Origin of the sequence: Klebsiella variicola (assembly GCF_000828055.2) — a bacterium.
Lineage (GTDB): Bacteria > Pseudomonadota > Gammaproteobacteria > Enterobacterales > Enterobacteriaceae > Klebsiella > Klebsiella variicola.
Window position 1 is genome coordinate 3388928 of sequence record NZ_CP010523.2, and the last position, 13238, is coordinate 3402165.

Annotated in this window: 15 protein-coding genes and 1 pseudogene; all 16 read right to left on the reverse strand. The window is 54.9% G+C overall.

Annotated features, from left to right (window positions below):
• Window position 1: 1 nt before the first annotated feature.
• A complete protein-coding gene (locus SP68_RS15945) occupies window positions 2-757 on the reverse strand; it encodes a phage minor tail protein L (RefSeq protein ID WP_023339905.1) in 756 nt (251 codons plus the stop codon).
• Window positions 754-1092: a phage tail protein gene (locus SP68_RS15950; protein WP_014228916.1), complete on the reverse strand. Its 339-nt coding sequence runs from the start codon at window positions 1090-1092 to the stop codon at window positions 754-756. Before SP68_RS15950 ends, SP68_RS15945 begins: the two co-directional genes overlap by 4 nt.
• Window positions 1092-4427, reverse strand: coding sequence for a phage tail tape measure protein (locus tag SP68_RS15955; RefSeq protein ID WP_040975753.1), 3336 nt, complete (start codon window positions 4425-4427; stop codon window positions 1092-1094). The genes SP68_RS15950 and SP68_RS15955 overlap by 1 nt, the downstream gene beginning before the upstream one ends.
• Before the next feature lie 232 nt (window positions 4428-4659).
• Complete coding sequence (locus tag SP68_RS15960; protein ID WP_014228914.1) at window positions 4660-5025, reverse strand: phage tail protein; 366 nt, start codon at window positions 5023-5025, stop codon at window positions 4660-4662.
• Window positions 5026-5082: 57 nt separating this feature from the next.
• Entirely contained in the window at window positions 5083-5544 is a 462-nt protein-coding gene (locus tag SP68_RS15965) for a major tail shaft subunit (protein WP_014228913.1), read from the reverse strand.
• A 31-nt stretch (window positions 5545-5575) separates the two neighbouring features.
• On the reverse strand, window positions 5576-5968 hold the full coding sequence (locus SP68_RS15970; RefSeq protein WP_014907811.1) for an HK97-gp10 family putative phage morphogenesis protein: 393 nt from the start codon (window positions 5966-5968) through the stop codon (window positions 5576-5578).
• Window positions 5969-5973: 5 nt separating this feature from the next.
• Window positions 5974-6362 (reverse strand): annotated as a pseudogene (locus tag SP68_RS15975) (hypothetical protein).
• On the reverse strand, window positions 6343-6681 hold the full coding sequence (locus SP68_RS15980; protein WP_014228910.1) for a phage head completion protein: 339 nt from the start codon (window positions 6679-6681) through the stop codon (window positions 6343-6345). The pseudogene SP68_RS15975 and the gene SP68_RS15980 overlap by 20 nt, the downstream one beginning before the upstream one ends.
• Window positions 6678-6995, reverse strand: a complete 318-nt coding sequence (locus SP68_RS15985) for a head-tail connector protein (protein WP_040975750.1) — start codon at window positions 6993-6995, stop codon at window positions 6678-6680. Before SP68_RS15985 ends, SP68_RS15980 begins: the two co-directional genes overlap by 4 nt.
• Window positions 6976-7236 (reverse strand): hypothetical protein, encoded by a 261-nt coding sequence (locus SP68_RS15990; protein WP_014907814.1) that lies wholly within the window; start codon window positions 7234-7236, stop codon window positions 6976-6978. The genes SP68_RS15985 and SP68_RS15990 overlap by 20 nt, the downstream gene beginning before the upstream one ends.
• A 58-nt stretch (window positions 7237-7294) precedes the next feature.
• A complete protein-coding gene (locus SP68_RS15995) occupies window positions 7295-8581 on the reverse strand; it encodes a phage major capsid protein (protein WP_014228907.1) in 1287 nt (428 codons plus the stop codon).
• Between the two features lie 77 nt (window positions 8582-8658).
• On the reverse strand, window positions 8659-9579 hold the full coding sequence (locus SP68_RS16000; protein ID WP_040975743.1) for a S49 family peptidase: 921 nt from the start codon (window positions 9577-9579) through the stop codon (window positions 8659-8661).
• A gap of 36 nt (window positions 9580-9615) precedes the next feature.
• A complete protein-coding gene (locus SP68_RS16005) occupies window positions 9616-10875 on the reverse strand; it encodes a phage portal protein (RefSeq protein ID WP_004148010.1) in 1260 nt (419 codons plus the stop codon).
• A complete protein-coding gene (locus tag SP68_RS26640; RefSeq protein WP_032418045.1) occupies window positions 10875-11054 on the reverse strand; it encodes a hypothetical protein in 180 nt (59 codons plus the stop codon). Before SP68_RS26640 ends, SP68_RS16005 begins: the two co-directional genes overlap by 1 nt.
• Entirely contained in the window at window positions 11048-12769 is a 1722-nt protein-coding gene (locus SP68_RS16010; RefSeq protein ID WP_012542167.1) for a terminase large subunit, read from the reverse strand. Before SP68_RS16010 ends, SP68_RS26640 begins: the two co-directional genes overlap by 7 nt.
• Entirely contained in the window at window positions 12769-13203 is a 435-nt protein-coding gene (locus tag SP68_RS16015) for a phage terminase small subunit P27 family (RefSeq protein ID WP_012542168.1), read from the reverse strand. Before SP68_RS16015 ends, SP68_RS16010 begins: the two co-directional genes overlap by 1 nt.
• Between the last annotated feature and the right edge of the window lie 35 nt (window positions 13204-13238).

A 13238-nucleotide genomic window follows, 5' to 3' on the forward strand; every position in this document is an offset into this window, starting at 1 on the left:
ATCAGCTCCTGATTAATGAAGTGCCGGGGAACCCGCCAAACGGCAGTTCGCTATTCTCACCATGACGTAATTTGCAGGCCGTGAGCGTTCCGTTGCAGACATCCTGCGACGGGTCATCAACTGGCTGATTGTCCCTGTCAAAATACCGGGTGCCGGCATAGTCGCACCCGTTACCGCTGCGGTATTGATTGCGGATACACCAGGTGCAAATCGCATGCAGCTGGCGAGTGGGGATCATCATCCCCTGCAGGGCAAACGGGCTGGAGAGAGTAAATTCCACCTTCTCATCGTCTTCATAATGCTTTACGTCGATGAAGAAAAGGCGCCGTTTCTCCTGCGTCGGATCAGCTGAGGCATTCCCTTCCGGAAAGTTCTTCGCATCGAGATACTGTTTTTGCGTGTCGTGGATGACAACCCGCGCCAGAGCCAGATCGTCGTAATGAAGACAGAGCGCGGATATCTTTCCGTCGATATTCCCTACCCGCAGCGTTGGCTGCGCGTCGCTGCCAGTGGTGGATGACTCGATCCCTTCGATTTCACATGGCCAAGCTTTATACTCCCGCCCCTGCCACCAGATGCTTTTCGCCGGCAGCTTATCCAGGTCGCCGCCAGCGGCGAGGATTTCGGCTGCAGTATGGGGAACGTTATAGCCGTGGAAATACAAAACCTCATCCAGGCCAAACGCCTGGCCATCGATCTCCAGGAGACGCACCTCATCGCCTGGCTCTAACTTCTGATAATTCGCGTTAAGGCTCATGGTTTAAATGCCTGAATAAAAGTGGCTGAAAGTGAGTAATTTCCGCCGCCCAGCGGCACCGGTTTATATTGTTCGCAGCGGAAAAGCCCCACCTCTTCCAGAGGCGGGGTCCACTGAAACGCGCGGGTGCCGGCATGACGGTCGAAGAACTGCTTAATCGGACGGATATAGTCCTCCGTACCGACAAAACTCAGCTCCCAATCCTGTGATCGGGTGTTAATACCATCGCCGGATACCTGCGTATACCCGTCACCGAACTGCGCCTTCCGGACACGAAAGTTAACGGTCTGCTGGGGATTAACCCGCGGACTCCAGGTGAATATCTCAATAGCCATTAGCGTTGCCCTTTAACTGCATTCCAGACCATCCCGCCAGGGCGCATATCCTGCGCCATCAGCTCCCTGTATTTTTTCTCCACAAACGAGCCGATCTGCTGGCCAAACTGCTCAAAACCAGACGGCGCCTGCGTTGAGGTGTTTCCGCCTTCAATCGTGATATAGACTTTTGGCCCTTCCGACGCGCCGGCGTTCTGACCACCACCGACAGCGCGTACACCCAGCGAACCATCGCCGGCACGCGTCAGTGGCATGATGGCCTCCGGCCCGGCCTCGCCAAATACGCCGGCCCCTTTTGCGAAAGCGAAGAACTGCGGAGAGTCGTAGACCTGGTTGCTGTATGCGCTCAGCGACGGCGAGTCGTAAACGCCGCCTTTGGCGTTGAACTGGAAGTTACTGGCGGCATTCTGGATCGCCGTCCCCGAGCCTGCGCCCGCAGCGCCCGTGACAACGCTGGTCCCGACACCCACCACGCCCATAATGGTTTGCATGACGGAACTGGTGACCAGCGCCTGAGCGGCCATATCAACGAGGTTTTTTATGATCGACTGCGTGAGCGAGGAAAACAGGTCAGCCATGTTCTCCTTAAAGCTTCTCGTCCGCGTCAGCATGCTCGTCAGGAAGTTGCTTGAGCGCTCATGGGCCGTTTCAAATAACCCGACGGCCAGGCTCTGGAATTCTCCCTGTGATCGGTATAACTCCAGTGACGTCTGATACTGCGCATCGGCGGATTCTTTCGTCGCCTTCTGCATCAGCATTTCGTACTGTTCTTTGCTGATCGCGCTGCCCTGGTAGTACGCCTGCAGCAATGCCTGCCGCTGCGCAAGCTGATTGCGCAGCGAGACCAGTGGATCAACTTCGCCGGCGATATCCAGTGCCGGCGCAGCGATTTCATCGGCATGCGCCTGCAGCAGCTCTTTCGCAGTATCTCTGGCCAGCGTTATTCGTGCGGCCTGGTACTCTTTTTCATCAAGAAGGCGGGCTTTGAAAAGCTCAGCCAGGTCCCGGCTGGCTTCCTGCTCTTTTCGCAGAGTTTCCTGGGCGGGGGAATACTGCGCGGCCAGATCCAGTCGCTGTTTCTGGTAATTCTCTGCGTTCATTAACAGCGTGCGCTGCAGGTCAGCATCACTGGCGCCATTTTTCTTCGCCGCTTCCTGCAGCTCCCTGTTACTGTCCTTTTCCTGCAGGTTAATTCTGGCCAGGCTGGACGCATGGGCTTCTTCAATTTGCTGCCGCAGCGTTTTGAACTGGTCGACCTTGGACTTACTGCCTTTCCCCGTGCCGGTACCGCCATCGCCGCCCCAGGGATTTCCATCTCCGGTCTCTTTGGGGGGCGTGCTTAACGCCCCTTTCAGATCGTCCGTAAGGGAGGTTATTTTTCCCGATAAACCCAGCTGAGCCAGTGTTTTTGCATCACTGACACGCTTAATGTTTTCCTCGGTTTTGCGGAGTCCCTCGTTAACGCTATCGAGATCCGCCCGTGCACGCGCCTGGCCTTTTGTTACCCCTTCCAGTTGGCCGAAGGGGTCAAACGCTTTCAGGCTGTCGATACGACTGTCGGCATCCTGAATCTCTTTCATCAGCTGGTTACGCTGCACGACCTGGTTTTCGTACTGATCCTCTAGGTCGAACTGCTTCACATTTAGCTGGTTAAGCGAGAGGCGCATCAGCGCTTCACTGGTTTCGACTACGGCATCTTTTAAATCAATGGCTGACTGCCTGGCCTCCTTTGCTTTCTCATGAAAGTAAAGGAGGCCCGAACCGGCCAGCATCGCGGCGCCGAACGGACCACCGATTAAATTTAATGCACCTCTTGCCAGCCCCACCGCAACGGAGGCCGCGCGAGCTGATATCGACAATTGCCGGTTTGCCGCCGCCAGTTTCAGTTTCGCCTGGCTGGCCAGATTGGTTTGTTCAGTTTCCTGTCGGATGAGGCGGGTAAACTCATCCTGGTAACTGATATTCATCCCGTACTGTTTAGCCGTCCGCTCCATCTGCCGGTAGTGGCCAAACTCAGCGTCGTTCTGTTTCAGGATGGCAGCTGTCGAATCCAGCGTTTTGCGGGCAATATCCGCATCAGCCTGCGCCCGTGCTTTTACCGCCGCCTGGCTTTCCCGCCAGGCCGCGATATTCTCCCGAAGCCCTGCAGTCAGTTTCGTGGATAACACGGGGATCAGGCTGTAAAGCGCCACGCTGGAGACGGTGTTGAAATTGTCTGCCAGGCTGTTCAGTGCCTCCGTGGCAACCTGAATCCCGCTGCGGAGTGGCCCGTTACTGCTCTGGCCGATCTTAATGACCATCCCTTCAAACGCACTGCTCAGCCCCAGCAAATCGCCGTTCAGGTTGTTAACCCTGATGGATGCCTGCTCATGCGCCGTTTTGGTACCGGTCAGGGAAGCGGTTAGCTCATCAAGCTTTGAACGGTTCTGGACCAGGATAGACGCCGCATTCAGGTTCTCCACGCCAAACAGTTTTACGGCCTGGGCCGTGGAGAGATTTTTCCCGGAAAGATTGGTCAGCGCCTGGCTGAGACCAACCACGGACGGCTTGAGGCTCTTGTCCGTGCCCTTTTCCAGATTCAGGATGACGTTACGCAGCGCCGTGCCGGCTTCACCGCCTTTAATTTCACGCTCTGCCAGCACCTGAATCGCGGCATTCAGCTGCTCAAAACCAACGCCGGCCTGTGCGGCTGCGACGCCACCATTTTTAATGGCGGCCGCTGTATCCACAATCTCCGACGACCCGTACTTCGCGCCGGCGGCCAGGACGTTGATATAACGATCCGCCTCCTGTGCGCTCGCCCCGTACTGGTTTAAGGAGAGCGCCAGCGTTCTGGTCGCATCGGGCAGCGTTGTGCCGGCGGCCTGCGCCAGGATAAGCGCGCTGTTCGTAGCCTTCTGCAGTCCATCGGACGTTTTTAAAAGCTCCGGTTTAGCCGACGCCATCAGCTTTAGCGCCTCGGCGGCCTGGCTGGCGCTGTACTCTGTCGTGCGTCCCATTTCCTGCGCAGCCAGATCCAGCGCTTTCATTTCAGCAGTAGTCGCACCGGTGATGGCCTGCAGGTCTGATAATGCCTGTCCATATTGTCTGGACGTGGTGACGATCGTACCGATGGAAATGCCGGCTCCTGCCAGCCCCGCCAGCCGGCTGGCCATCCCGGATATCGACAGACCGACCTTTTTATAGGCGTCCTCCGTCTTTTTCGCGTCCGCCTGGGCATTACGGTTGAACCGTCGTGACTGGTTCTCCGCATCGCCATACGCTCCCAGCAGCTGGGATTTAAAACTGGCTGCGTTCAGGTGCAGCCCGACCGCTAAAGATGCGACGTCTGCCATTACATTAATGCCCTCATGACTGCCGCGCATTCATCATCGACCCGGGATGGCGCAGGTGTGGTTTCGGTAGGTGGCGCGTTTTCATCGACAGGACGGCGGAAAGTGCCTTGTTTCAGGAAGTAGGCTCGCCAGTGGTACAGAGTGTTGGCCGGCAATGCGGCAATTTTGGATGGGTCAGGCTCGCCCCAGCGGTCGGCCAGCCAGAAGATCAGCTCCAGCCAGGGCGAGTCACTCAGTTTTTTTCCGCTTCCTCCAGCTTGCCGATTGCGTGTTGCTTCACTTTTTCCACAGCGGCCAGCAGTTCGGGGTTTTCATGGGCCTTCAGCAGCTCGGCTGCCGTGGGTTTAAATTCATCCGGAATGGCCGTTCCATCCGGCTGAACCAGTGCATCGATGACGATCTGAATGACTTGCTCCGATGCCTCGCGCGCTGCGCCAGCTTTTGCGGTTTCAGCCATTTTCTCTTCGTAGCTGATGAGGTAATCCCCGGTCAGGCGGCGGATGAATACGGTGGCGCCAAATAACTCGGTTTTAATGACGGTTGGCTCCGATTTAAGCAACGCGGATTTCAGCGTGGACAGGTAATCTTTATCTTTCACAGGTAGTCCTTAAAAATAAAAAGCCACCCTAAGGTGGCTGTTTACAGGTTAAGTTAATCAGGCGCCGCCGGAGACAGCCACGGTTCCCCAGGTGATCTTGTTCTGTTTACCCTGAACAGTGATCTGGATGACCTCATTCGCCGGAGCGGCGATTTCATTCATCTGCCAGCCGGACAGCGCCAGGAGCATCGTCGCGGTTCGCTTGTTGGGTAATTCGACGTATAACTGGATGGTCTTGCGGGCCTCTGCTGCGTTCAGCAGCGCGGCAAAATCGGTATTGCCCGGATCATCAATGAAGCCCAGCGACTTTTCAGGCCCGTCAGGCAGATCGCTGATGGACTGTTTCTGCTTATCCAGTAACGTGGTGCAGTCGACAAAGCCCCCCGTCTGCCCCATTGCACCCAGCGCTTTACAGTTAATCAGCGGTTTCAGCGCTGACGTGGCAGCGCCAGGCTCCCCGTATTTCACAATGGTGCCCGCCGGCAACATCGCATATTCAGGCGAAGTTTTATCAGCCATGTTTCTCTCTCTTTTTATACGGCAGCGGATGCTACCTGTTTTCAATGCCGTTTCGGATTTCCACGGTTAACACGCGCAAAACGGTCTGGAGGTTGTAATCCAGGGCGGGTCGGATAAAGGGGTCTGCAACCTGTTTAACCGTGCCAAACTCCTGCGCCAGCGCCTTCATATGGTGCTGCTTGCTGGGGCCGACACGGAGCGTTACAACCGCGTTCCCTTTACCCTTGCGGGTGGAAGAGCGGATTTTGATTGAGTCCCGCATGTGCGGCCCGGCGGACGTTTCGTCAAAGCCGGCATGCTGCTTCATATCTTCCTCGACGACCTTTAGCGCTTCGCGCCCGGCATCCCGCAATACCTTCGTCGCCACTTTTTCGCCCAGGGCCATTAACTGCCGCTCCAGCTCATCCAGCCCTTTAACTTCCATTCGGATCACGAGGAGTCCTCCACGTAGTGAATGATGAAATCGCGGGTCAGGCGATACTGAATGCGACGATTCGTCAGCTGGTTTTTATCCTGGTGGATACCGCCTCGCTCCACATACTGAACCGGGATACCCTCCAGCTGGCCATGAACGACGGACTTCAGTTCCGTCCAGATTTTTTTATCCAGCTGCAGCAGTGAGGTGTAATCATCGAGACGGTACAGATTCACCTGATACGGGCAGATACGATCCCCGTTCGCAACATTCCCGAGACCATCTCCGGGTCAGAGATACGCTGAAAGGTCGCTCCTTCCTGGACCATGTCCGGCAGTAAAAGCGGATACGCATTCATGCCGGTGATGCGCTCCAGCGCACCCTTAATCGCCAGCTCTATCATGCCGCCCGTCAGCCTCCCCCGTGATAATGATCCGGTCTGTTTTGCGGTCGATATTCCGGACGGTATAAACCAGATTTTTCGTCGTGATTTTCCAGTCAATATCAACCAGCACGCCCGGATAGACCGTAAACAGGCAGGTTTCCACCACTTGCTGCTGATCCAGCGTGCGGACTTTTCGCCCCGATACCAGCTCCCGTTTTGCCCACGCTTTTCCCGATTCAACCTGCTTTTCCGGTAGCGGTTCGCCCAGCGGCCCACGACCGGACTGAACGTAGCTAATTGCAATGCGACAGTTCATATCACCCGGTTTCAGGCTCATAGCGTATGCTCCTGCAGGGGGAAAAGAAGATGCCTCACCGCAGCGGTTTCCAGCCACTGTCCGGTATGGCCATTCAGATACGCATCGCTGACCAGAAACTGAATGGCCAGCCGGATATCTTCATCCGCGATAAATCCGCGGACGGTCTCCGGGAGTGCCTTCAGCTCTTCATCACTGGTGACCAGCTTGCAGTAATAATCACGCTCGATGCTCCGCTGCGCGGCGTTCACCATTTGCGTGAGCATGGCGTCATGCTCCGTGAAATCCAGTTCCAGGCGTAGCTGGGTTTTCACATCATCCAATGTCAGTATCAAAATCGCTGTCTCCCGGCTTCGGTTTCAGCGCACGTTCGGCATCCTCCGGCCATACCGCGATACGCCGCTTAACCAGTTCTTCGGCGCGCGATCCTTCAAAGCACGCGATATCTCCACGGGAATAACGGTGGTGCGGCCCAAGGAACACAACGGATTTACGCTCTGCCTGTGCGACCACGGTCGCATGGTTGTCCTGTGTGCCTGTTTCTTCCGGCTCCACTGCTTTATTTTTCGCAGCCATAACATTCTCCTGAAAAGGAAAAGCCCGCATATGCGGGCCGTATTTACTGAGGGATGGGTTAGAACAGGACGCCGGTACCCAGCACCAGGCCTTCCGGATGACGGAAGCCAATATCATGCTCAGTAACAACACGGATTAGCGACTGGTTACGGGAAAACGCAGATACCAGGGTGCCATCGGCATCGATGTAAGAGGCTTCCTTCGAGAAGTCGACTTTCATATTGCCGTCTTCAGCGATAACCACATCATTGAAGTCAGCAAAGTAAATCTCAGTCTCCTTACCCCCGGTCCCCAGATTCGCAGGGATCGCGCTGGTACGCTGAACCGGATATCCTTTAAGTAATCCCTGAGCCATTTCCGGATAGACTTTGTTGCCGTTGCCGTCACGCAGCCCAAACAACTTCATATAGGTACGGTTCGACATGCCCCAGCCGCTGCTGATCATATTGCTGTTGCCGTCCATCGCCATCAAAATGATCTTGTCCAGGTACTCGTCAACCGTGTTCAGGTTGATCGCTGCATCAGCTTCCCACGGCAGCAGGCGGTTCCACTGCGTCGCGCGCGCCTTCATACCAATCGGTGTATCGCCGGTACCGTCATCGCGCATAAAAGCTTTATCCTCACGCACTGAGATGGCGGTCAGAATATCCTGCAGGACCAGTTGCTCGACGTTGAATCCGGCGCGGCCAATCAGTGCATTGGAAATAGGCACCATCGCAATCAGAGTTTTCGCCGTAAGTTTTACATCATCAAAGCGTGTTTCTGATGTCTTGGCGTCTTTGTTTTCTCCTGTGTAGCTTGCCGTTGCTCCACCGGCCACGCGTGGTAGCGTCATATTACCGTTAGGCAGCGGAACGGGACGGGCACCCAGCTTGCGGACGATGGTTCGGTCGCTCAGTAGCTCGATCACCTCACTGTGGAGGTTCTGCGGAATAAGCACACCACCGGACGCCGCTGCGGTGGAAATGGCCATCGATACGGACTGGTCATTCAGCTCTTCTGAAGCGAATTTTGCCGCGTCCTGCAGATTCCCTGCGCCTGCGGCGACAGACATAACCAGTCGGGTCATGCCAGCACCGGTGTACTGTTTCGGCTCCTGCTTAACAATAATGCCGGGGGCCTGCTGAGTCGCTTTCACGGGTTTTGCGACCAGCGCCGCAGCACGTTCGGCGGCTTCCAGGCGTTCAATTTTGGCGCTGATATCAGTGAACTGCTGCTGCAGGTTCGCAAACTCCGTCAGCTGCTCCGCAGTCAGCGTGCTGCCGCTGGCGTCAATGGTTGCCAGGGCCTGAACCTGTTCGTTGATACCCGCACGCTGACGACGCAATTCTTCAATATGTGGCATTTTATTTCTCTCTTTTTAGACATAAAAAAAGCAGCCTGCTGGCTGCTTAAGGTGACGCGGTTTGTGTTTGCGCCGGGTTACATTTTGGTTTGCAGATCCATCGCGGCTGCCTGCATCTGAATGGAGGTTTTTTGACGGGGTTGCTGATACTTTGCCGCGATAGTATTGATCGCCGCCTGGGGGTCAGAGACTTCATCCGCCAGGCCGGCAGACACAGCGCCAGGGCCAAAATACAGCCCCGCCTGCGTATCAATGACGGCCTGCTGCTTCAGGCCACGATATTCGGCCACCGACCCCGTAAACGTCTCGTACATTTCGTCGATCATGCCCTGGAACATACCCAGCGACGCTTCACTCAGTGGTTCATGTTGGGTGCCGTTATTTTTGTTATCTCCCCGGTAAATGGTGGTGAACGTCAGCCCCATTTTTTCTTCCATCTTCGACGTATCGAGGTGCTCCATGATCACACCAATCGACCCCACGCCACTGGTCTGGCTGACGATGATTTTGCTGCAGGCCGATGCGATGAAATACGCGGCGGAGTACGCGCTGTAGTTCACAATCGCCGTGATGGGCTTCGTGTCGCGAGACTGATAAATGTAATCGGCCAGCTCCTTGCACCCCACCGCTGCGCCGCCACCGGAGTTAATATCCAGAACGATTTCGCTGATTGAGGGGTCGTTTAACGCCGCCTGCAGCTGCCCGCGGATCCGCTCGTAGCTGGTCAGCTCGGAGCACATCGCCGTAATCTGCCCCCGGCGTGGAACGAGAATGCCGTGAACGGGGATCACCGCCACCCCGCCGGTGGGCTGGACCTGCTCAGCAGCAGGTGATTTACCCGGATTCAATGCCATCTGAATGGCGGCATCTTCGGTGATTCCCTGAATACGGGGGATGAGCACCGCTTTCACGGAGTCCATTGTTTGCCGCGTCACGTAATGCGGCACGCCAAAGACCATATCTGCCAGGTGCGGCAGGTTAATTAATTTCGTTGTCATGTTGTCTTCCAGGTCATCCCGCGCGGCGGGAAATAATCAGGCTCTGGCCAGAAGGGTTTCGATTTCGGCCAGCTGTTTTGCTGTCGGCGATTTATCGCCAGGAAGGATCTTCGCGCTGTCGACCATATTGAGCGGCGTCAGGTATTTATCCCCGCCGGCAATTGGCGGCAGATTCTCCATACGCCGGATATCGTTAGTGGATAGCCATCCCCACTGGCGGCCCAGCGCATAAGATTCATAGCGTGATTTCTGATCGCCTCGCAGCAGCCCGGAAACATTGAACTCGATGTACAAATCGCGGCGTTCGCTGGGCAGAAGCAGATCGCGCTGCAGCGCACCCTCATGGCGTTTCAGCCAGGCCAGCAGCGTATACATCACGAACTGCAGGCCCTGGTGCTCGATGTTGTTGTTGGTTGCTTTCGCCAGCATCTGCACCATATGTGGCGGGATTTTATAGAGCCGGCAGACCTCTTCCACGCCCCACTGCCGCGACTGTAGCAGCTGCGCCTTTTCGTTATCCTGCGACAGTTGTTTGTAGCTCATACCCTCCTGCAGCAATGCCACAGAGAACATATTGTGAATACCGGAATGGCGCTCGGTCCATTTCGCCAGCAGGCGATCAATAGCATCCTGGCTTTTAATGGTCGCAGCCTCTTTCGGACGCTCTATCACCCCGCTCATCGTTGTCCCGCGCCGGAATGTCGCGGCCGCATGCTCCTCAACCGCCAGATTCAGCCCCAGAACATCGGCGTTCGTCTGAATTGGGGAACTGCCGATATAGCCATCCAGAGAAAAGACCTTCACATGGTGCATCATGCGCATCGGCAGAATTTCGCCGACTTCCGGGAGTTGGTAATACGGCATACCGTCCGGCCCTTTCAGCACTATGACCTTTTTCGGGTTAATGGGGATCAGCTCTTTCGGGTAGCCTTTTCCGTCCCGTTCGATGATTGAGTAGCAATTTCCCTCAAGCCCCAGCAACCCCTGCTGCTGCTCGAAATACTCGAATGAGGTGTCTTTCCTGTTGGGCTGGGAGTGAATCAGGTCATAAACCGGGTGGTCCGTCGCACGCTGGCGCCCGCCATTTTTATCCCGCCGGTAGAGTTCGCACGGCAGCTGCGCGACTGACTCCGCCAGGAGGGTGACACAGGCCCGGACCGCTGAAAGTCCAAGAGCGGTTTCCGGCGTGATTATGATGCCAGTTTTGCTCTGGCTTGAACGAACCCCGCCCAGCATGGCTTCCCAGAAGCTATTACCCGAGTATTGTCGGCCCCTGAACATCTGGGGTAGGAACATTATTTACCTCCGCCATTGCTGATGCCGGAGGAAAAGGCCCGGGTTGTCATATATGACCAGCCCAGACAAATAATCCCTCCTGTTATCAATCCCACTGATGGAGAAATAAGCCAGGCACCTGCGGATAACAATCCAGCACCAGTGAGGCCGACAATAAAACTCAGAACTGAAATTAGCATGCTATATCTTCCTCATCGTATACGGATGTCATCACTGAACTGTTGAGCATGGCGCGCCCCAGCCCCATCATTAAACCAACCGCACCATCTATCTTGTTCTGCCGCCCTTCTTTCCCGGGACGCACAATATCGTCACTTCCGGGAAGGTACTGGCCGACGATATTGGAAATACACCAGTTCATGACAGGGTGTCCGTCATGATGGAATCTCCCCGAGATGAGCGCAGCCTCAATCTCTCTCATAGGATCACTCATATGGGTAAAATTTTGTCTTATCTCGACAGGCTCAAGCCCCTCTTCCTCAAGCATGTGACGTAATGAAGTCGCGCCATAAGGATCAATGGGGCATTGGGCAATTTTTACGGTATTCCGCAGCTTCAGGATCGTTTCAAATATCAGCCTGTAATCAACTTCGCCACCATCGGTCGGGATCAACTTACCCTGCCGGACAAAGGACTGATAACGTTCTGCGGTACTTTTCAGCGCGGTCTCCTGCGAGTAAATGGTTTCTTCTGGTGCCCAGAACAGAGGAGAAACACAGTAAAAATGTGTTATTCCGTCTATTTCACGACGAAAAACTGGAACCACGGCATTGAGGTCAACTTTCGAGGCCAGATCTATACCCAGCCAGCATTCTTCCCCTTCAAAATCTGACAACTTAAGGTTTTTATCGGCTGCATCCATCCATTTTCTCAGGTCGTAATAAGCTGATTTTGCGCTTACCCAGCGATTGAAATGCTTGGTCAGAATCTTGTTTGTCTGCCCGGGCGTCGACATACCCAATAATTGTTTAGCCCGGAGAAAATCTGCTTTTACCGAAATGCCATAGTTGGGGTTTGCCTTGATTAATGCCTCAGGAGTCGTCCAGTCATCATCGTCATCAAGGCCATAAATCAGCCCAAATATGGTTTCATTTTCCTCGCCATTACGGGTTCTCCGCAGGATCTCGACAACCTGAGTACGCTTTTCATAGCAAGGGGATGTAATGTCATAGCCGGCGGTGGTGATGATCAGTGTCATCGGTTGTTCACGAGCCCCCATACCGGTGGTCATGGTAGTGTAAAGCGCATCAGTAGTATGTTCGTGATATTCATCAATGATGGCGCATGATGGCGAATCACCATCCCCCGGGTCACCGATCACAGGAGCAAAAACCGAACCGTCAGGGCGCGTCATTTTTTTTGCCCAAGGTTTTATCGAGAATTTTTGCCGCAATGCCGGCAGCTTTTTCACCATTTGCAGCGCCGGAGAAAATACCTTCCATGCCTGTTTTTCAGTCGTGGCGCCGCAATAGACTTCTGCACCATGCTCGCCATCTGCACAAAACATATAATTTCCTACAGCAGCGGCAATAGCGGATTTCCCGTTCTTCCTGGGCACCTCGATATAGATTTCAGAGAAACGACGCAGGCCTGTCTTCTTGTGTACCCATCCAAACGGTACGCCAAGAGCGAACTTCTGCCAGGCTTCAAATTCAATCCGGAGTTTACGCCGGGCCCATTCCCCTGAGGTATGAGGCATTTTCTGGGCAAAACGAAGAAATCGTTCTGCTTTGTTTTTATCGAAGCGGTAGGGCCAGTGGGGATCCTTTGCTCGTTCGAGGTCGTCCAGATGTCTCTGACAGGCAAGTACCGTTAACTGACACGCCAGAATCTTCCCGCCAACGATATCCCGCGCATACTGGTTCGCCGCATTGACGTTCGGATAGGTAGCCATCAGTCAAACTCATCGAATTCATTCCCGTCATCGTCCGGATCCTTTTGTCCGCTGGTCATGCGAAGACGACTGAGCGGATCTAACCCCAACAGAGAGCCGAGGCGGGCAAGCTGGGAAACCGAGTCATTCCGGACATTAACTGCAGGGTGTTTTTTCAAGCCCCCCATTTCACTTTCTGAGGTCAGTCCGCTGGCCAGCATTTTTTCGGCTTCGAGCATCAGATGAAAAGCATTGCAGTAAGCCAGCAACAAAGGTGCGTCCTCCAGCTCAAACACCCCTCGGTCGATGAGTATTTTGCTTTGCGTCTTCCACATTCTTATTGCCGCCTCCCCCATTAACTCAGCGGGAGGCGCAATACGTGTTAATTTGCTTTTTTGCCCGGTGGGTAAAGTGGGTTTTCGGCCACCACCGGACGATCGAATTCCTCCGGCCATAAACGTTCCTTTGATAGATGAAACCTTCCGGAAAA

What these genes read in the sequence shown, in the direction of transcription:
- SP68_RS15945 (WP_023339905.1), bottom strand. Translation starts at nt 757, where the DNA reads ATGAGCCTTAACGCGAATTATCAGAAGTTAGAGCCAGGCGATGAGGTG.
- SP68_RS15950 (WP_014228916.1), bottom strand. Translation starts at nt 1,092, where the DNA reads ATGGCTATTGAGATATTCACCTGGAGTCCGCGGGTTAATCCCCAGCAG.
- SP68_RS15955 (WP_040975753.1), bottom strand. Translation starts at nt 4,427, where the DNA reads ATGGCAGACGTCGCATCTTTAGCGGTCGGGCTGCACCTGAACGCAGCC.
- SP68_RS15965 (WP_014228913.1), bottom strand. Translation starts at nt 5,544, where the DNA reads ATGGCTGATAAAACTTCGCCTGAATATGCGATGTTGCCGGCGGGCACC.
- SP68_RS15970 (WP_014907811.1), bottom strand. Translation starts at nt 5,968, where the DNA reads ATGGAAGTTAAAGGGCTGGATGAGCTGGAGCGGCAGTTAATGGCCCTG.
- SP68_RS15980 (WP_014228910.1), bottom strand. Translation starts at nt 6,681, where the DNA reads ATGAGCCTGAAACCGGGTGATATGAACTGTCGCATTGCAATTAGCTAC.
- SP68_RS15990 (WP_014907814.1), bottom strand. Translation starts at nt 7,236, where the DNA reads ATGGCTGCGAAAAATAAAGCAGTGGAGCCGGAAGAAACAGGCACACAG.
- SP68_RS15995 (WP_014228907.1), bottom strand. Translation starts at nt 8,581, where the DNA reads ATGCCACATATTGAAGAATTGCGTCGTCAGCGTGCGGGTATCAACGAA.
- SP68_RS16000 (WP_040975743.1), bottom strand. Translation starts at nt 9,579, where the DNA reads ATGACAACGAAATTAATTAACCTGCCGCACCTGGCAGATATGGTCTTT.
- SP68_RS16005 (WP_004148010.1), bottom strand. Translation starts at nt 10,875, where the DNA reads ATGTTCCTACCCCAGATGTTCAGGGGCCGACAATACTCGGGTAATAGC.
- SP68_RS26640 (WP_032418045.1), bottom strand. Translation starts at nt 11,054, where the DNA reads ATGCTAATTTCAGTTCTGAGTTTTATTGTCGGCCTCACTGGTGCTGGA.
- SP68_RS16010 (WP_012542167.1), bottom strand. Translation starts at nt 12,769, where the DNA reads ATGGCTACCTATCCGAACGTCAATGCGGCGAACCAGTATGCGCGGGAT.
- SP68_RS16015 (WP_012542168.1), bottom strand. Translation starts at nt 13,203, where the DNA reads ATGGCCGGAGGAATTCGATCGTCCGGTGGTGGCCGAAAACCCACTTTA.